This window comes from Stenotrophomonas maltophilia group sp. msm4 (genome assembly GCF_032025605.1).
Lineage (GTDB): Bacteria > Pseudomonadota > Gammaproteobacteria > Xanthomonadales > Xanthomonadaceae > Stenotrophomonas > Stenotrophomonas sepilia.
Map to the genome: position 1 here is coordinate 741,353 of NZ_JAVSKK010000002.1, position 18,379 is coordinate 759,731.

Consider the following 18,379-nt stretch of genomic DNA (forward strand, 5'->3'; position numbering starts at 1 on the left):
GATGTCCAAAGTTGCAGGTAACACACCATTGCCCAAGGCACGTGCGCAAGTGCTGCACACGCTGGGTTTTGGCGTGCCTGCGACTTCTGATCCTCATCACTTCAAGGTCGTTATTCCCAAGGCCAGCACGGGCAAAGTTCAGATCAGCGAACACCTTGGCTTGCAGTCTGCAAGCAACGACAACGCAGTGATCGACCGCGTTCTACTGGATCGGCCGCGCTGGTCCGCCATCCGCGCCGAAGTTCAACGAGCCTTCAACGCTCGTCTGGCCGCGCACGGCATCAAGCCTGGTACGTGGAAGGTCGGCGACAACCCGGTGGATCGCCTGCTCGGCAAGGAATTGTGCGTACTGGCCTGGGCCGTCGAGCAGATGGAGATGGAGAAGATTCAAGTCGCTGTGCGCAACTGGTTGGCGCTGCGCCCGGAGGAACGTTGGTGGCTGTTTGGCATGACGGCCATGAGCACCGGCGGGGTGATGGATGGGGGCAAGGGCTGGCGCGCAGCGCTCAAACACGCCTTGGGCGATGTGGCGCAGAGCGAACTGCTTGCACCGCGTGCGCGACGTGTCAAGTCGGAACAAGACGCTGTCCAGATCTCCTTGGGCCTGTTCGGGGAAGACGCGCCATGAACGCCGTGCCCGTGCCCCAGCAGCCGAAGATTTATCACATTGCCCATGTGGATCGTCTGCCGTCCATCGTGGCGACGGGCGGGCTTTTGTCGGATGCGCTGGTTCAAGCGCAGGCGCTGGGCGGAACGATGGTGGGCATGAACCACATCAAACAGCGCCGACTGACCGAGCTTCAACTTGCCAGCCACCCCGGCTTGTTCGTCGGTGCCTGCGTGCCGTTTTACTTCTGTCCGCGCTCCGTGATGCTGTATTTGATCCACCGGCGCAATGCAGAACTGGCCTATAAAGGTGGTCAGGAACCCATCATCCACTTGCAAGCGGATTTGGGCGCAGTTGTGGCCTGGGCCAACGCGCAACCCGCTCGCTGGGCGTTCACGCTATCAAACGCCGGATCGTATTTTTTTGAAGACCGCAATGACTTGGCGCGTCTTGGTGAAATCAACTGGGCGGCGGTGCAGGCGAACAACTGGAGTGGCGGCCTGAAAGAAGGCAAACAAGCCGAGTTCCTGTTGGAGCAACATTTTCCGTGGCACCTGATCGAACGCATCGGCGTGCAGTCGGCCACGGTCTATCGACAAGTCGTCAACGCCCTTCCGGCGCACGGACACCGGCCTCCGGTCGAAGTGCGCCCGGACTGGTATTACTGAATGAGAGGAGCACAGCCATGATCGAGTACACCTCGGGCGACATCCTCCAGTGTGAGGCCGACGCACTGGTCAACACCGTCAATTGCGTCGGCGTGATGGGGCGTGGCATCGCCTTGCAGTTCAAGAATGTCTACCCCGAAAACTTCAAGGCTTACGAGGCCGCCTGCAAACGCGAAGCCGTGCACACTGGTCGCATGTTCGTTTTTGAGACGGGGCAGCTCACATTGCCGCGCTTCATCATCAACTTCCCGACCAAACGCCACTGGCGCGGCAAGAGCCGTATTGAAGACATCGATGCGGGCCTTGTCGATCTGGTCAATGTCATACGCGACAAGGGCATTCACTCCATCGCCATTCCGCCCCTGGGCGCAGGCCTGGGCGGGCTGGACTGGAACGAGGTGCGACCACGCATTGAGCGCGCCCTGGCAGAGCTTGCCGAAGTACGCGTGCTGGTGTTTGAGCCCAAGGGAGCCCCTGCCAACGACAAGATGGCACACGTGCGCGAGGTACCCAAGATGACGGCGGGTCGCGCCGCCTTGGTGGAACTGATGCAGCGCTATCTTGGCGGCCTACTTGACCCCTTTGTCAACCTGCTGGAAGTCCACAAGCTGATGTACTTCATGCAGGAAGCAGGCGAGCCGCTGCGTCTCCAGTACGTCAAGCATCACTACGGCCCTTACGCCGAGAACCTTCGGCATGTGCTGAAGGCGGTGGAAGGCCATTTGATCGCGGGTTATGCCGACGGCGGCGATGCGCCGGACAAGCCGCTCACGCTGGTGCCCGGTGCGGTGGAAGACGCCAAGGATTACCTGGATCAGCACGACATCAGCCGCGCCCGTTTCGAGCGCGTCACCAAGCTGGTCGAGGGCTTCGAATCACCTTACGGGCTAGAACTCCTCGCCACAGTGCATTGGGTGATGAGCCGCGAGGGTGCCACACAGCACGAAAGCGTGGAACGTCAGGTCTACAGCTGGAACGTACGCAAGCAGCAGTTCACCCCGCGCCAGCTTGCCATTGCCGAAGAGCGGCTGCGCTCCCACGGCTGGCTATCACCTGACGTGGCTTCGGCCCATTAAGGATTCATCAGGGAATGCAAAAAACAACAATCACTCTCACGCCCTTGGCCCTGAAAGATGCGCCCGCGCTAATCGAGTCGGTTTTTCCCGCCCAGAAGGTGTCGTTCGAGGCACAAAAGGAGCGGAAGGCAAATCTTGGCCAAACCCTGACCGGGCTGGGCTCCTACTGGAAGGGTCGCAAGCCACTGATCTTGGTGCGAGCCATCGTGCTTGGCACTCTGCTACCGCCCACTGACGACGCGGAAGCCGATCTCGCCATCTTCGAAAAGCTTATGGCCTTCGACGATGAAGGATTGGCCCGGCGGGCATTGGCTGCCAACGCGTTCTCGGTGTCCAAGCTCCAGGAGATGATCCCCATCTCGGACCCGGAGCGCTACTTTGGCGGACGTGGTTGGCGACGCGACATCACCGATGACGACAAGCTGGTGCTGTACCGCCAGGCGCTGGCCACCCTGTCAGGTTACGAAGAAAAGGCCAGCATCAGCAAACGCCCCGAAGAACTGGATCAAGACTGGCTCTTCGCCCCGGTGTGGGCAGAGGTCAACCGTCACTATGCTCATCTCGGTTTGAGCGTGCAGTCCTTGCCCGAGCTGGTGGAACAGCTGGGCGTATTGCGCTACGGCCACCGCGCCCGCGTGGGCGACACTTTTAGCGGCGGCGGCTCCATCCCTTTTGAGGCTGCGCGCATCGGCTGCGACGTGTATGCCTCCGACCTCAATCCCATCGCATGCATGCTGACTTGGGGCGCATTGAACATCATTGGTTCAAGCCCGGAGCGACGCGAAGAAATCGAGAAGTCACAGGAACGTGTTGCCAAGTCGGTGGATGCGGAGATTACGAAGCTGGGCATCGAGCACGACAAGCAAGGCAATCGAGCCAAGTCATATCTTTATTGCGTAGAAGCCCGTTGCCCGGAGACGGGATGGATGGTTCCTCTGTCTCCCTCGTGGGTGATCTCTAAGGGCCGGAACATCATCGCTCGCCTGAAGCCGGATCACGGCAACAAGCGATTCGACATCGAGATTGTCAGTGGCGTTTCGGACAAGGAAGCAGCGGCTGCTGATCAGGGTACGGTACAAGACGGCGACATGGTCTATACGCTGGACGGAAAGACCTATCGCACGCCCATCAAGACGCTGCGCGGCGACTATCGGAATGCCGATGGCAGCACGGGCAACCGCCTACGCCGTTGGGAGAAGAACGATTTCAAGCCTCGCCCTGATGATGTGTTTCAGGAACGGCTCTACGCCATTCACTGGATCGCCAAGGACTCGCTCACCAAGTCCCGGCAGGAGACTTGGTTTGCCGCCCCGACCGACGCCGATTGGGAATGTGAGCGCCGCGTGGAAACGCTCGTCGCCGAAAAGCTGAGCCAGTGGCAGGATGAAGGACTGGTTCCGGATATGGCCATCGAACACGGGGACGAAACGACGCGTCTATTCCGTGAACGCGGCTGGACGCACTGGCACCATTTGTTCAACGCCCGCCAGCTTCTTCTGATCTCGCGCTACTTCCAGCATCGCACGCCGGAAGACTACGTCTTCAACGCCAAGTCGCTGGATTGGAACTCCCGGATCGCCAACTGGATGAACCATTGGGAGAAGACCAACAACGTCTTCTACAACCAAGCGTTGAACACGTTCTACAACTACGGCATCCGTTGCTTTTTCAGCCACGAAGCAGGCCGGTCGTTCGGCTTTGCCAACAGTCCGCTTCCAGAGACTCGCCGGTCGATCAAGTGCCGTGATGCAGCCAAGCTTGAAGACGACGCCGATATCTGGATCACCGATCCACCCTATGCGGATGCGGTGAATTACCACGAGATCACCGAATACTTCATTGCCTGGTTGCGCAAGAACCCACCCAAACCCTTCGATGACTGGGTGTGGGATTCGCGCCGCGCACTGGCGATCAAGGGGTCACACGACGAGTTTCGACGTGGCATGGCTGCCGCCTACAAAGCAATGGCCGATCACATGCCTGACAACGGCATGCAGTGCGTGATGTTTACCCATCAGGACAGCGCCGTCTGGGGCGACCTGATCGGCATCTTCTGGGCTGCGGGCCTACAAGTTGTGGCGGCGTGGTACATCGCAACGGAAACCAATGCAGCCATCAAGAAGGGAAGCTTTGTCCAAGGCACCGTCATCCTGATGCTCAAGAAGCGAGCGGCTGGCGAGCGAACTGGCTTCAAACAGCGCCTGCTACCCGCTGTGCGGCAGGAAGTGGCGCGCCAGATCGAAACCATGATGCACTTGAACGACACCGTGGCCGCCCATCACGGTGAGCCGGTGTGGGGCGACTCCGATTTGCAGATGGCCGGTTATGCGGCAGCGCTCAAGGTGCTGACCGCCTACACACGCATCGGCGACGAGGACGTCACCACCTTTGCCCTGCGCCCGCGCGCACGGGGTGAAGTGACCGTGGTGGACGAAATCGTCCAGCAGGCAGCGGAAACCGCATCCAGCCTGCTCGTTCCAGAGGGCCTCACCGCCGACGCGTGGGGGCGCCTCACTGGCATCGAACGCTTTGTACTGCGGATGATGGACATGGAAACCGCAGGCACGTCCAAGCTGGACAACTATCAGAACTTCGCCAAGGCGTTCCGCGTGACGGACTACAGCCGCGTGATGGGCGACATGCGCCCCAACAACGCACGCCTCAAGCGCGTCAGCGAATACGCTTCGCGCGATCTGACAGATGCCGCCGAGATCGGCGTGACGCGGCTGGGTCAGCTCATCATCGCATTGCAACAGCTGCTCAAGGACACGGAGGCGCAAGTTATCGTCGAACAACTGCGATCCGAGATGGCGGACTTCCTGGAGGCCCGATCCCTGCTTGTGGACATGCTGGGCTTCATCGAGCGCAAAGCGCCCGAATCTGAGGTGCGCTCTGCCGCCGAGGTGTTGGGTGCGCGTTTGAAGAACATGCGCTTCGGCGATTGAGGGAAATTACATGCAGGCGGATTTTCTCGATGCACATGAACGCCATTGGGATGATGCGGAACGCTTGTTTCAGTCGCAGCGCTGGGCCAATGCCGATCATCTGTACGGCATGGCGGCGGAGTGTGGAATGAAGCGGCTGATGCTGGCGTTTGGAATGCAATACGATGCAATCAAGGATCGACCTGCCAGCCAACAGGACCGGGTGCATGCGGATGGCACTTGGGCGCGTTTCGAGAGCTATCGCAGCGGCCATGCGCAAGGGACGAGCTATGCGCTGTCGCCCGGTAATCCATTTGCAGACTGGGGCGTTTCCGATCGCTATGCCCATCAGTCCAACTTCGATCAAGCGCGAGCGCAGGGGCATCAAGCCGGCGCTCAGACAGTACGCAGCCTGATTACCAAGGCGCAATACGAGGGCTTGCTATGACCACCTTCGATCAGATTCTGCCGATCACCACTGGGGTGCTGGCGGCTCATCGCGACACACTGTCGCGGCTGGAATGGTTGATCATCAATCGCGACCTTAACGGGCGAGTGCGCTTTATTGCACCAGAGCAAGTCCGCGAGGACCAGGGCCTGCGTGCGACTATCGAGGCTGTTTACCAAGCACTGGCCGAGCGCCTGGCGCCGCACGCTTATCAGCCGGCGATGGGCATTTTGTATGAAGCCAATCTAGAGCAGGCTAGGCAGGGCGCATCCAGCTATGACGTGAACGGATTCGAGAACGTGTGGGTGGTGGACCGACTGGCCACCGAGGCCAACTGGGCGCGTATCGCGCCGGAAACGCAAGGTGCTCCGCGCATTGTGTTCTTTTCCATCAAGGGCGGCGTTGGCCGCTCTACGGCGCTGGCTGCCACGGCGTGGCAACTGGCGCAGGCTGGCAAGCGGGTGCTGGTGTTGGACCTTGACCTGGAGTCGCCCGGACTGTCCTCCGCGTTATTGCCGGTGGAACGGCAGCCGATGTACGGCATCACCGACTGGCTAGTTGAAGACATGGTGGGCAACGGCGATGTCGTTCTCGACAGCATGGTTGCTACCAGCAATCTCTCTCATGACGGTGAAATCCATGTTGTTCCTGCTCATGGTGCGAAACACGGTGAATACATCGCAAAGTTGGGCCGCGTCTGGATGCCCAAATTGCACGCTGATGGAAGGCGCGAGGCGTGGTCGGCTCGGCTTGAGCGCTTGTTGCATACGCTGGAGGCGCGTATCCAGCCGGATGTGCTGCTGATCGACTCGCGCTCCGGCATCGACGAAATCGCCTCTGCTTGCATCACTGATATGGGTGCAAATCTGATTCTGCTGTTTGCGCTCGAAGGTGAGCAGACTTGGAACGGTTATCGAATGCTGTTCGAGCAATGGCAGCGTGCCCAGGTGGCCGAAGAAATCCGTGAGCGCCTGAAGGTTGTAGGCGCCATCGTGCCTGAGCTGGATCGGGTGACTTATCTGGAGGGCTTGCGCGAGAGCGCATATGGCATTTTTGCCGACAGCCTCTACGACGAGATTGCGCCGGCCAATCCAGCCGCCATCGGGCCGAGCGCGAGCGGTGACGGGAAGTGGCGGGTTGAGGAGCTGGTAGAAGGCTGGAACTTTGACGAGGCGGATGAAGGCGCGCCCCACTACCCGTGGGCAGTGAACTGGCACCGCAGTTTTGCCGGTCTGCGCTCATTGCAGGGTCGGCTCGCCAGCATTGATGCGCAGGAGGTGCAGACCGTTTTCGGCCCGCTGATCGGCGGTGTGCGCGACGCCATTGAATCAAGGAGTTTGTCATGACGTCAGCTCAGCAGTTGCGCGAAGCCATTCTGGCCGCGCCCCTGGAAACCAGCAATTTCGCGGAAACCCCGCAAGCCGGAACCTTGTATCTACCCCCTTCGCACCTCAAGGCATTGAGGTTGGATGCGCACGTTGTTGTAGGGGGGCGAGGCGTGGGCAAATCATTCTGGACGGCAGCCCTGCAATCGAACCCGCTTCTCCAGCAACTGGGCACTGCGGTCACTGAGTTGCAGGGCATTGAAGTTTTCGTCGGCTTCAGCAATGCCGAGGCCATTGACGACTATCCGAATGCCGACGTTTTTGCCGCTTTTCTTGACCAGGATGGCGACCCCTATGATTTGTGGCGCGCCGTGATTGTGCGCAGGGTTGCGCAAAAGGCCGGCGAGCAGATTCCGCTTACCAGCTGGCAAGCAACGGTCAATTGGTTGAAGCAACAGCCGGAAGACGCGGCGCGATTGATGCAACGTCCACGTAACTGGAAAGGCTTGGTGCTCTTTGATGCGCTGGATCGCACCAGCACCGACTGGCGGCGCATGGACGGCATCGTGCGCGGTCTACTGCGGGCAACGCTTTGGCTGAAGGCCTTTGCCGGTCTGTACGCCAAGGTGTTCTTGCGTGAGGACCAGGCCGAGCGCACCGTGTTCAATTTCCCGGATGCCTCCAAGCTCACCGCCACCAAGGCTGAACTGACTTGGGCCAGACATGACCTGCATGGCCTGCTCTGGCAACGTCTGATCAATGCGCCCGATCCAAGTGGCGTGTGTCTGCGCGATGTTTGTCCGCACGAACAGCAAAATGGCGTGTGGCGTGTCGCGCAGCCGATGAAATCGGAGTCAGAGGCGCAAAAGCAGGCATTTGCAACCCTGGCCGGGCCGTGGATGGGGCGTGACCGGCGTCGGGGTGTGCCCTACACATGGTCGGTGGGTCATTTGGCCGATGGGCGCGGCCAGACCTCGCCACGCTCCTTCCTCGCAGCCATTAGGCGCGCGGCGGAAGATTCCAGCGAGCGCTATCCGCAGCATGACCATGCCTTGCACTTTGAGAGCATCAAGCGCGGCATTCAGAAGGCATCGGAAATCCGTGTGCAGGAAATGGCCGAAGACTACCCGTGGGTGCCTGAGGTCCTCGCCGCTCTGAGCGGTATGAACGTGCCAATTGATTTCGATGTGGTATTAGCTAAGTGGCAAGAGGCGTTTCCTGACGGCGCACAAGGCATTAGCACTACCCAGCTGCCCGCACAGCACGTTGATCGTGGCTGGAGCGGTGTACGTGAGGATCTGCAGCGCCTGGGATTGTTGGAAGTCAGAAAGGATGGTCGCATCGACATGCCCGACCTGTACCGCGTCGGTTTCGGCTTGGGTCGCCGCGGCGGCGTGAAACCCAAGAATTAACACTTATGAGCATTCGGCGTTTCTCTTCGCGTACCCATCGGCTGGATGCTAGCTTCCTGATGCAGCATCTGGCCGGTGCCAAAAGCTACAAGCGCATCGCTGGTTACTTCACCAGTTCTTTGTTCGAGGTAGCAGGGGAAGCACTGGAGCACATTCCTGAGGTCAAGATCGTCTGCAACGTGGATATCCACCCGGACGATCTGAAAGTGGCGCAACTGCGCGAGAGCAAGATGCTCGGCCGCTGGAACGAGCGCGCCCTGGAGGCCGAGGCACTGCTGAACCGCGAACGCTATCGGCGGCTGGACGCCTTCCTCGCCAAGCATGGGCAGGCGGTGCGCATAGCACCGGACGATATCTGCGGTTTTGTGCATGGCAAGGCAGGTGTGATTACCCTGGCTGATAGCCGTAGGCTGGGGTTCCTCGGGTCGATGAATGAGACTCGAAACGGCTGGCAGCGCCACTACGAAATCCTGTGGGAGGACGAATCGCCAGAGGGCGTGGCGTGGATCGAGGAAGAATTCGACTTCCTCTGGAACGCCGCCAAGTCCCTCCCGCAGGCCGTGATTCGCGAGGTACATCGGCGTGGCTACCGGCGTGAGATCGAGTTTATCGAGATCGATGATGACGAGAGTCTTGCTCCTGCAGCCCTGATCGAATCACCGCTGTACCGAGAAGGTCAACAACTCCAGCCGTGGCAGCAGGGCTTTCTGACCGAGTGCCTACGCCACCAGCGTCTGTACGGCACGGTGCGCTTGCTGTTGGCAGACGAAGTAGGCCTGGGTAAGACGCTGTCGCTCGCTACCGCCGCGTTGACGCTTTGCTTGTTGTCCGACAAGGACAATGGGCCGCGTCGTCCGGTCGTGATCTTTGCACCTGCCACGCTGACCGAACAATGGCAGACCGAAATGCTGGACAAGCTGGGCATCCCGACCGCCCGCTGGGATACCGTTGGCAAAGTCTGGCTGGATGCTGACGAACGAGTGCTGTCGCCTGCCGGGCGCGAGCAAATTGCTCATTGCCCGTTGCGCATCGGCATTGTCTCCACCGGCTTGATGATGCGCGACTCGCTGGAAAAGCAGTACCTGCTGGGTATGCGCTTCGGCGTAGTGATTCTCGACGAAGCGCACAAAGCCAGAACCCGCCAGGGCTTCGGAAAGGAAGCTGGAACACCAAATGAGCTGCTGGCCTTCATGCGCGAGATCGCCGCCCGGGCAGATCACGTGCTGCTGGGAACGGCCACGCCGATACAGACCAACCCTGCTGATCTATGGGACTTGCTTGGCATCCTGCATCAAGGCCCAGGCCGTTTCGTGCTCGGCCACGACCTGGCGACGTGGCACCGACCCGACGAAGTGCTTGACATTCTCGCGGGCCGCGTGGAGGTCGAATCGCTCACCCATGCGTGGGAACTGTTGCGCTCGCCGCTTCCACGCACGGAATCAACCAGTGAGCCTCGCGCTCGTCGCTTGTTCTCAGCTATCCGGCAAGACTTGGGTTTGCAGAACGGCGAGTGGCAAACCAACCGTTCGCTGGCAGATCTGACGGAGGAAACACGGGAGATTCTGGAAGAGGAGTTGGAGCGCCGCATATCAGGTGCAACGCTTTTTCAGCGCGAAAACCCGCTGGTACGCCATGTCGTTCTTCGCAAACGCCAGCAGCTTGAAGACGCTGGGCTACTGGCTCGCGTCGGCGTGGACGTGCATCCGGAACGAGGGCAAATATCGGAGCAGCGCGCTTTCGATGCCTTGTTCGAGGGCAAAGCACTGCGCACGTCCGAAGACTTCAGGCAGGCGTACGGCGAAGCACGTGCGTTCGGCAAGGCACTGGCCAAACGCGGTAAAGGCAGCGGTTTCATGAAGAACATGATGGAGCAGCGCATCTGCTCCAGCGTACACGCGGGCTTAGCGTCGGCCCAGCGCTTGCTACAAGGCGATGCCGAGCATGAGGAAGACGAAGAATTGGAAGTTGATCTCACAGTCGAGACAGGTGAGGAGCGCGAGGTTCTTCAACGTCTGATTACCCGACTCGAGCGGTTAGAAGCCGATCCGAAGATGGAGGCCGTCGTCCACTTCCTCGACAAGGAGAAATGGCTGGAATTGGGCGTCATCATCTTCAGTCAGTATTACGACACAGCGAAGTGGTTGGCGGACTTGCTGGCGTCGCGTTACCCGGAAGAAGCTGTCGGCCTTTATGCGGGTGCGGGCCGGAGCCGTCTGTACCAACGTGGTGACAGCGTTAGTGTCGAGCGTGAAACCCTGAAGCGGATGGTCGCCGAGCACCAGATTCGCATCATGGTGGCTACCGATGCCGCCTGCGAAGGCTTGAACCTGCAAACGTTGGGAACGCTAATTAACGTCGATCTGCCGTGGAACCCAACGCGCCTCGAACAGCGGATTGGCCGCATCAAACGCTTCGGACAGCGGCGTGAAACCGTTGACATGCTGAACCTCGTGTTCGAGCAGACCGTGGACGAAAAGATTTACGAGCGCCTTTCCGAGCGCATGAAGAACCGCTACGACCTCTTCGGGTCGCTGCCAGACACCATCAAGGATGAGTGGATCGAGGACATCGAAACGCTGGGTGAGCAGCTGGATGACTACATCAACGCGCAGAAAACCGCGACGGGCTTTGATCTACGCTACACCGGCACGATGATGCCACCGGACAAGGATTGGCGTGAGTTCACGGAGGTTCTATCAAGACGCGATCTGGCTACTCTGATGAGTACAGCTTGGAGTTAGCTTTTTAGGGATGTTAGTTTCTGATTTTTTCACTTTGATTAGGAAAATCATCATTCTATTAAATTTCAAACACATATTACCCAGTTGATGCCGGTGGTTGCTGGCTTCGCGTGTCGATGCTCCGCAATGAAGCATCTTCCTTGGGTATGGCTGTATGAAAGAAAGATCCGATTGTCTGTACTGTGTTTTGGTTGTCGCAGCCTCCATCATCGCTGCGGTTGCTCGGTGTGCTCTGTCTTCGGGCAGTGAAGACATCGAACCCTTTAATTGATACTGCATTGGCATACGCACAAGGCCCGGCATCGTCCGGGCCTTGTGCGTTTGTGTCGTAAGAAGCGAGGAAAATACGATGCATCTGATTGAAACAATGGCCTATGCGGGCGCTAAGCCATGGCATGGTCTGGGCAATAAGCTTGAACAGCACCAGCCCATTGAGGTCTGGAAGCGTCAGGCAGGCATGGATTGGCAGATCGAGGACTCCGAGGTCCGTTTCATCACGGGTAGCAATGCCATCGGTGCCATCCACTCCTTCCCGGAGCAGAAGGTGCTTTATCGCTCCGATACCAGGAAGCCGCTGGCTGTCGTCTCCAAGCGGTTCAAGGTTGTCCAGCCGGGAGAGATCCTGGAGTTCTACCGTGATCTGACGCAGCACAGTGGCTTTGAACTGGAGACGGCGGGGGTGCTCAAGGGTGGCAAGAAGTTCTGGGCCATGGCTCGGACGGGCCAGAGCACTTCGCTCAAGGGACGTGACCGGGTGGATGGCTATCTTTTGCTTGCTACTGCCTGTGACGGTACGTTGGCCACCACGGCGCAGTTCACCTCGGTGCGGGTGGTGTGCAACAACACCCTGCAGATCGCTCTGGGAGACAGCAGCGGAGCCATCAAGGTCCCGCATCGTAGTCAGTTCGACCCGGATGCTGTGAAGCGCCAGTTGGGGATCACCGTCTCGACCTGGGACAGCTTCGTGGCTCGCATGAAAGCCCTCTGCGACCATCCAGTTAACCCCGATACGGTCGATGGTCTGTTGCGACGGGTGCTTACCTACCAAGGCCAGGGCAGCGCCGCTGAGGTCGTCAACGAACAGGCGCTGGCCAGTGTCCGTGCCCTGTATGAGGGCGGCGGTCGAGGCGCGTTGTTGCCTTCCAGCCGTGCAACGGCCTGGGGTGTACTCAACAGCGTCACGGAGTACGTTGACCACCACCGACGAGCTCGTAGCGATGATCACCGCCGTGATGCGGCATGGTTCGGTGCTGGAGCTCAGCTCAAGCAGCGCGCGTGGGATGAAGTGATGAAGTTGGTGGCCTGATGGAAGCGCAGGCCTATCACTTGACCACATCAGGGGCCGGATCCAAAGAGGAAGACAGCAGGATCCGGGTACGTGAGGACAGGACGATTGCGAGGGCGCTGCAGATCCTGCAGAAACGGGCATCGTTGCCAGGGGAAGTGCTGGGAGGAGCAACCCAGAGCGCATTGTTCTTCCGGCTACGTCTGGGGGGTGAAGACCGCGAGCATTTTGAGGTCGCCTTTCTCAACACGCAGTTCCAGCTCATCGCAGTTGAGCGGCTTTTCTCAGGGACGATTGATGGAGCCGAGGTCCATCCTCGGATCGTGGTTCAGAGGGCACTTGCACACAATGCATCGGCGGTACTCATGGCTCACAACCATCCAAGCGGTAGCTTGCAGCCATCTGCATCAGATCGGGCAGTCACGGCGCGGCTGAAGGCTGCCTTGGACACCGTGGACGTGAGGCTGTTGGACCATTTCGTTGTCACCAGCCATGAGGTGGTCTCGATGGCCTCTCAAGGCATGGTCTGACAGAGCTGCAGCGATCAGTGCTGTCGCTTCGCCCATCCATCTTGCCCACATCGATAGCTTGAAATGAAAGACCTGACCAAGGCCGCCCATCAAGGCGGCCTTTTCTGTTCCGGAGATTGCCAATGAGCAAGCACACCGCGTTGCGTTTGGTTGATACGCGTTCACTGGATCGCCAGCAGTGGCTGGAGGTCCGCAATGGCGGCATCGGTAGTTCGGATGCTGCCACCGCCGTCGGGTTGAACCCCTACAAGAGCCAGCTGGAGCTGTGGCAGGAGAAGACGGGCCGAAAGCCAATGGAAGAGATCCCCCCTGGACAAGAGGATCCCCGCTACTGGGGAACCCTGCTCGAACCCATGGTGGCCACGGCCTACCAGGAGCGCACGGGGAACCGGGTACGCCGGGTCAACGCCGTTCTGCAGCATCCGACCTTCCCGCACATGCTGGCCAACCTCGATCGAGAGGTAATTGGTTCCCCGGCGGTCCAAATTCTTGAGTGCAAGACAGCTGGGGAGTTCGGCTCTCGGCTGTGGAAAGACGGGGTGCCCGAGTATGTACAGCTCCAGGTTCAGCACCAGCTAGCTGTGACGGGCAAGCAGGCCGCTGAGGTGGCTGTTCTGTTGTGCGGTCAGGCTCTGCAGATCCACCGCATCGAGCGAGACGAAGAAATCATCAGTCGATTGGTGGTGCTGGAAGCCCGTTTCTGGGAGCACGTCATCAATGACATCGAGCCTCCAGCCGATGGCTCGGAATCAGCGGCTCGGGCGCTTCGGAGCCTGTATCCGGGCAAAGACACGGTTGTCGACTTCAGTCAGGACGAGGCGCTGGTCGAGACGTTCTCCAACCTGGTGTCTCTCAATGAGGCAGTAGCAGTGCAAGAACAGCAGGCAGAGCTGCTGAAACAAACGCTGCAGCAAGCCATGGGCGACGCATCCGTTGCCAGATTTGGCTCGCTGGGGGAGGTGATCTACCGCCGCAGCAAGGATGGCACGTCCCTGGACACCAAGCGGCTTGCAGCCGAGTACCCGGAGATCGGTGCAGCCTGCACGGTCGTCCGTCCGGGTTCGCGCCGTTTCCGGATCAACACCACGATCAAAGAGGTCAAATCATGCTGAAGGGACTGGCTATAACACCGCCCGTGATTGGGCGTATTTCCATTGGCCGGGTAGTGGAGCGCAATGGCAAGCGACTACCCGAAAAGGACGATCAGTTCACCCTTACCAGCCAGGTGCAGAACCGGGAGGGCTGGGTACTGCATCCACTGGATGAGGAGCTACGGAAGACATCGGAGGGTAACAAGCTGCGATCCATCCCGGTACGGCTGCTCTTCGACGACCCAACACTGAACCTGCGAGCGGACTACTCGCTGTTCAATCGAGAGAACGGAAGGCCGCTGTGCGTAGGCAACGGAGACACCTGTCGACGTGCTGGGCCAGAAGGCATGGAGACGCTGCCTTGCCCAGGGCCGGATGCGTGTCAGTTTGCCAATGGGGGCTGCAAAGCCTATGCCCGTTTAAACGTGGTCATTGGGGACGGGGAGGGGGATGCGATGGGCAGCTTTGTTCTGCGCACTACCTCCTACAACACCATCCGGACACTCGCAGCGCGACTGCACTACCTCAGTGCGGTGTCAGGTCGTCGGCTGTCTTGTCTGCCCCTAGAGCTGAAACTACGAGGTAAGTCCACCACGATGAGCTACCGATCAGCGATCTACTACGTCGATCTGGTGGTTCGGAGCGGGCTGACGCTCGAATCGGCGGTCGCAGAAGCGGTGGACCGACACGCCGCAAGAGCTGCGGCAGGGATCGACCAAGCTGCACTGGATGAGGCAGCGAGACAGGGCTTCGCAAATGGAGCCTTCGAGGATCTGGACGAAGACGTGCCGGCCGTGGTCGAGGAGTTCTATCCGTCAGGGCATGGCGAGGTTGCACAGGCTCCTGCGAAGGAAAGTCTCAAGGATAGGCTGGAAGCGCAAGCGTCCCGGTTGGCGTCGTAGGAGAGCAGCACCGGTTCGGACTCGTATCAGGTTCGGACGAGAGGCAGTTCAGGTCCTGAGCAGACAGAGGATGAAACGGACCGATTTGTGGGCGCAGAGGGCGAGACATGCTAGGGGGCGAAAGCTCCCTAGCATGTAAGTGTTTGATTTTTCTTTGATCTGGTCGGTTGTGCGCGTCCCTGGAAAAAACCTGGATTTTTTTTCCCTGTACCCCCAACAGCAGCATATCGACACTGATCACGTCGGAGGCCAATCCCCTTCGATAGGAAACCGGCCGGATTCCTTCCTGAAACGTTCAACACAACGAAGGAATCAACAAATGAAGCACATGACGTCCAGTCTGCGCCAGGGCGTAGACAAAAGCATGCCTTTGGCTGAGGAGAACAACACTGGCTGGAAAGCAGGGTGGCCGGATAGCCCGACGCTCCGCTTGAAGGAGCTGATCAAGCTGCTCCGTGTCAGCAGGAGCAAGGCGTACGAACTGATGAAGTCCGACCCGAACTTTCCGAAGGGCATTCCGCTCTATGACAGCGAACTGTCCCCGAAGTTCTACTGGACGCATGAGGCCATGGCATGGGCTGAAGGGCGTGCAGCCAAGTTCCGCCGTGCGATGGAGGTGAAGTGATGGCGATTAATTACGGAATTCACACCTCGCCGCTTGAGGCGCTCAAGCATGCTCTGGATGAGCAGCTGTCCAAGGGCAAGAGCAAGCTCGAGCAGGACTTCAGGCAGGCCTATCCGATCCTGGAACAGCACATCGCAAAGAAGATGCGCAAGAAGATCCTGGTAGATCAGTTCAATGCTGCGTACAAGCATGAGCTGAACCTGATTCAGTTCCGAAAGCTGCTCAATGAGGAGCGTGCTCGTCGCCATGCGGAGGGCGATGCTGCTCGGTGCCAGAGCTGTGGCCATCTGTTGGTCGAGGCTGAAGAGCAGACCGCGTTTGGCGCGGCAGAGGAGGATGCATGATGACTACCCATTGGCAGCGTTATGCCCCCAAATATCCCCTGGAAAGCTTCCATCACATTGCGCGTGAGGCTGGTCTTGAGCTCTTCCGCAACGTGCAGGTTCCTGATGCCATGGTTGGCATGGGTCTCATCAATGCCATCTCGATGGCTTGCCAGGGGCTGATTGATGTCAAGTTGCCAACCGGGCAGACCCGGCCTGTAACACAGAATTTGATGCTTGTTGCTGAGTCTGGTGAGCGCAAGTCGACGGTGTTCGAGCTGCTGCAGGCGCCTTTCCGCAATGCAGATACGAAGGCGATGACTGCGTTCAAGCAGCAGACTGAGGCTTATGAGATCGAGTACGGACTCTGGACGGCCAAGATGAAGGGGTTGAGGAGCGCGATCAGTAAAGCAGTTGCAGCAGGTAAGTCTGCGGAAGCACTCGAGTCACAGCTGAAGGAGCACGCAGAAAAGAAACCTCTGCAGCCTCGCTTGCGCTGCTTCCTGCGGCAGGACATCACGGCCAAGGCCATTATGGAGGCCGTTCAGGGTGATGGTGAGTCCATCGCCATCACGACTGATGAAGGTCACATGCTGTTCAAGAGCGAGGCAATGGCGAATGTGGGCTTGCTCAATCGTCTCTGGGATTCACCAGGAATGATGCCGTTGGATCGAGCGGAGAACGAGCATCTGATTGCGATGAATCCGCGCGTGTCTGTGAGCATCATGACCCAGTACGAACCGCTCAAGCAGTTCCTCAATAGGCGAGGCTCTGTCGCAAAGGGGAGTGGGCACTGGGCACGCTATTTGGTCGCGTGGCCTCGCTCCATGATGGGCTATCGGCGAATCGAGGACGTGGAACCGGTGTGGGAGCATTTGCCCGCATTCCATGAGCGGGTCGCGGAGCTGTTGTTGAAGTACAAGGAGCTTTCAGCCTCGGGCGCCGTTGTTCGTGAAGTGGTGTCCTTCTCCATCGATGCCAGGGCACGCTGGGTAGAGTTGGCATCAGAAACTGAGTCTTTGCTGCGCGACGGGGAGTACTTGAGCGATATCAATGACTTCGCGGCAAAGATCATGGAGATCGTGGCACGACTCGCTGCATCGATGCAGTACTTCAGTGGAGAGGGAGGTGACATCACCCTCGATACGATCAATCGTGCCTTCGAGATCGTTCGGTGGCATGTTGATGAGTACAAGCATCTGTTCTCACCTGCGTTCGTGGTATCGCAGGATCAGGCCGATGCTCAAGCTCTGGATCGGTATCTGCATGCAAAGTGGTGGAGAGGGATTTATTCGGATACGTGCGTTCCCAAGAACCAGGTTTTGCGCTGTGGACCTGTACGTAACCGAGCAAGGCTGAATGCAGCCATCTCGGTTCTTGAAGGCCAGGGAGCAATTCAGATCTGCAGTGGGTACCGGGACAAGAGGACGTATCTGCGCTTGATGAATAACTACTTCGATCGGAGGGCGCTGTAAGCGGTCTTTACACCGAGGAAGCCCCGGCGATAGTCCGGGGCTTTTTTGCTGTGGTCAGTAGGTGCCATTGCGATTCTGCGACTTTGTCGCAGAATCACTGGGTAAGGTACTGGCCTCTGCCCGGTTTTAAGTGACTGAAGCTACCTGCGCTTCTTTACGGCATTGAGCATACTGTGACTTCTCTGCATCTGCCATCTCCTTGACGAAGCGTTGGCCGAGGTGGCGCTCCGGTGACCTGGTAATGCCCTGGTCGCGCAAGCTGCGGTGGTCTACACGGGCGGAGTATCCGTTCTCAGCAAGGAACTGATTCTGGGTGTCCGCTACAAGCTTTCGCTGTGCCGTCACTTGCTGCTTCAACTCCATTGGGCTCTTTCCGCCACTATCCTTGCGGCATCCGCCTGCGGAAGGGTTCTTGGGGTTGTAGCGGGCGAAGGTCTGTTCAGGTGTACGGGGGATGCCATCAGGCAGTCTATCCGAGCACATCAGATGGATGTGCGGGTTCGGATCGCCACCGAGTTTTCCTTCAGGTGCATGAAGCGCGTATTGGTAGGGTTTTTTCCCTGCGAGATTCTTTGCAAGGCGGTCGGCAAGTTCGACCTGCTGTTCAGTACTGAGCTCACTCGGAAGAGTGATTTCGTGTTCTCGGTACACTGCTCCGTTGGCACGCTCATGCTTGTCAGCAACGCTCCAGAACCGTTTCGGATCATCTCCTGCCCATTCGGGCATGTTCCCATGTCCTGTTTGGACAAGGTCCTCCTTGTCACTATGAGATCCTTTACGATCGATATAGTTGGCGTGCCTGCGTGCACTACCTTTCTTGCCGCTTTTGATGCTGTAATGGAAGCTTGCCATTGCTGTATCACCCTTTCTCTAAGGAGAATAAAAAAGCCGACAAGAGTGGTTCTTGTCGGCCACAGGTAGATACTCATGATCGAAGAGTGTTGTGA

At 58.7% G+C, this 18,379-nt stretch carries 16 protein-coding genes; 15 read left to right on the forward strand and 1 reads right to left on the reverse strand.

The features are described 5' to 3' along the window. The first annotated feature begins 1 nt into the window (after nucleotide 1). The 15 genes from ROV93_RS12605 to ROV93_RS12675 all read left to right on the forward strand — a co-directional run bounded on the left by ROV93_RS12605 (nucleotide 2) and on the right by ROV93_RS12675 (nucleotide 17,432). Complete coding sequence (locus ROV93_RS12605; RefSeq protein ID WP_279936858.1) at nucleotides 2-628, forward strand: anti-phage-associated DUF3780 domain-containing protein; 627 nt, start codon at nucleotides 2-4, stop codon at nucleotides 626-628. Next, nucleotides 625-1,275 carry a DUF4433 domain-containing protein gene (locus ROV93_RS12610; protein ID WP_080375613.1) on the forward strand — a complete coding sequence of 217 codons (651 nt, stop codon included), beginning with the start codon at nucleotides 625-627 and terminating at the stop codon, nucleotides 1,273-1,275. Before ROV93_RS12605 ends, ROV93_RS12610 begins: the two co-directional genes overlap by 4 nt. Nucleotides 1,276-1,292: 17 nt before the next feature. Further along, on the forward strand, nucleotides 1,293-2,351 hold the full coding sequence (locus tag ROV93_RS12615) for a macro domain-containing protein (RefSeq protein ID WP_279936859.1): 1,059 nt from the start codon (nucleotides 1,293-1,295) through the stop codon (nucleotides 2,349-2,351). A gap of 14 nt (nucleotides 2,352-2,365) precedes the next feature. Then, nucleotides 2,366-5,296, forward strand: coding sequence for an anti-phage-associated DUF1156 domain-containing protein (locus tag ROV93_RS12620; protein WP_279936860.1), 2,931 nt, complete (start codon nucleotides 2,366-2,368; stop codon nucleotides 5,294-5,296). 10 nt (nucleotides 5,297-5,306) lie between these two features. Then, nucleotides 5,307-5,723, forward strand: a complete 417-nt coding sequence (locus ROV93_RS12625) for a hypothetical protein (RefSeq protein ID WP_053462289.1) — start codon at nucleotides 5,307-5,309, stop codon at nucleotides 5,721-5,723. Further along, the gene (locus tag ROV93_RS12630) at nucleotides 5,720-7,069 is read left to right on the forward strand and encodes an ArsA-related P-loop ATPase (RefSeq protein WP_279936861.1); all 1,350 of its coding nucleotides are present in this window, start codon (nucleotides 5,720-5,722) and stop codon (nucleotides 7,067-7,069) included. The genes ROV93_RS12625 and ROV93_RS12630 overlap by 4 nt, the downstream gene beginning before the upstream one ends. Beyond that, nucleotides 7,066-8,460, forward strand: coding sequence for a hypothetical protein (locus ROV93_RS12635; protein WP_279936862.1), 1,395 nt, complete (start codon nucleotides 7,066-7,068; stop codon nucleotides 8,458-8,460). The genes ROV93_RS12630 and ROV93_RS12635 overlap by 4 nt, the downstream gene beginning before the upstream one ends. Nucleotides 8,461-8,465: 5 nt before the next feature. After that, nucleotides 8,466-11,201 carry a phospholipase D-like domain-containing anti-phage protein gene (locus ROV93_RS12640; protein ID WP_053462292.1) on the forward strand — a complete coding sequence of 912 codons (2,736 nt, stop codon included), beginning with the start codon at nucleotides 8,466-8,468 and terminating at the stop codon, nucleotides 11,199-11,201. A gap of 349 nt (nucleotides 11,202-11,550) precedes the next feature. Beyond that, on the forward strand, nucleotides 11,551-12,507 hold the full coding sequence (locus ROV93_RS12645; RefSeq protein ID WP_279936863.1) for a DUF932 domain-containing protein: 957 nt from the start codon (nucleotides 11,551-11,553) through the stop codon (nucleotides 12,505-12,507). Then, complete coding sequence (locus ROV93_RS12650) at nucleotides 12,507-13,016, forward strand: JAB domain-containing protein (RefSeq protein ID WP_241898718.1); 510 nt, start codon at nucleotides 12,507-12,509, stop codon at nucleotides 13,014-13,016. Before ROV93_RS12645 ends, ROV93_RS12650 begins: the two co-directional genes overlap by 1 nt. Before the next feature lie 122 nt (nucleotides 13,017-13,138). Beyond that, complete coding sequence (locus tag ROV93_RS12655; protein WP_312539963.1) at nucleotides 13,139-14,128, forward strand: lambda-exonuclease family protein; 990 nt, start codon at nucleotides 13,139-13,141, stop codon at nucleotides 14,126-14,128. Further along, the gene (locus ROV93_RS12660) at nucleotides 14,122-15,009 is read left to right on the forward strand and encodes a hydrolase or metal-binding protein (RefSeq protein WP_279936865.1); all 888 of its coding nucleotides are present in this window, start codon (nucleotides 14,122-14,124) and stop codon (nucleotides 15,007-15,009) included. Before ROV93_RS12655 ends, ROV93_RS12660 begins: the two co-directional genes overlap by 7 nt. Before the next feature lie 319 nt (nucleotides 15,010-15,328). Further along, nucleotides 15,329-15,634 carry an AlpA family phage regulatory protein gene (locus ROV93_RS12665; RefSeq protein WP_171968777.1) on the forward strand — a complete coding sequence of 102 codons (306 nt, stop codon included), beginning with the start codon at nucleotides 15,329-15,331 and terminating at the stop codon, nucleotides 15,632-15,634. Beyond that, nucleotides 15,634-15,978, forward strand: a complete 345-nt coding sequence (locus tag ROV93_RS12670; RefSeq protein WP_171968776.1) for a hypothetical protein — start codon at nucleotides 15,634-15,636, stop codon at nucleotides 15,976-15,978. The genes ROV93_RS12665 and ROV93_RS12670 overlap by 1 nt, the downstream gene beginning before the upstream one ends. Then, nucleotides 15,978-17,432 (forward strand): YfjI family protein, encoded by a 1,455-nt coding sequence (locus ROV93_RS12675; protein ID WP_312539968.1) that lies wholly within the window; start codon nucleotides 15,978-15,980, stop codon nucleotides 17,430-17,432. The genes ROV93_RS12670 and ROV93_RS12675 overlap by 1 nt, the downstream gene beginning before the upstream one ends. A gap of 126 nt (nucleotides 17,433-17,558) precedes the next feature. On the opposite strand, the gene ROV93_RS12680 is transcribed toward ROV93_RS12675, so the two are convergent. Then, nucleotides 17,559-18,284 carry a MobA/MobL family protein gene (locus ROV93_RS12680; RefSeq protein ID WP_171968774.1) on the reverse strand — a complete coding sequence of 242 codons (726 nt, stop codon included), beginning with the start codon at nucleotides 18,282-18,284 and terminating at the stop codon, nucleotides 17,559-17,561. Nucleotides 18,285-18,379 lie beyond the last annotated feature (95 nt).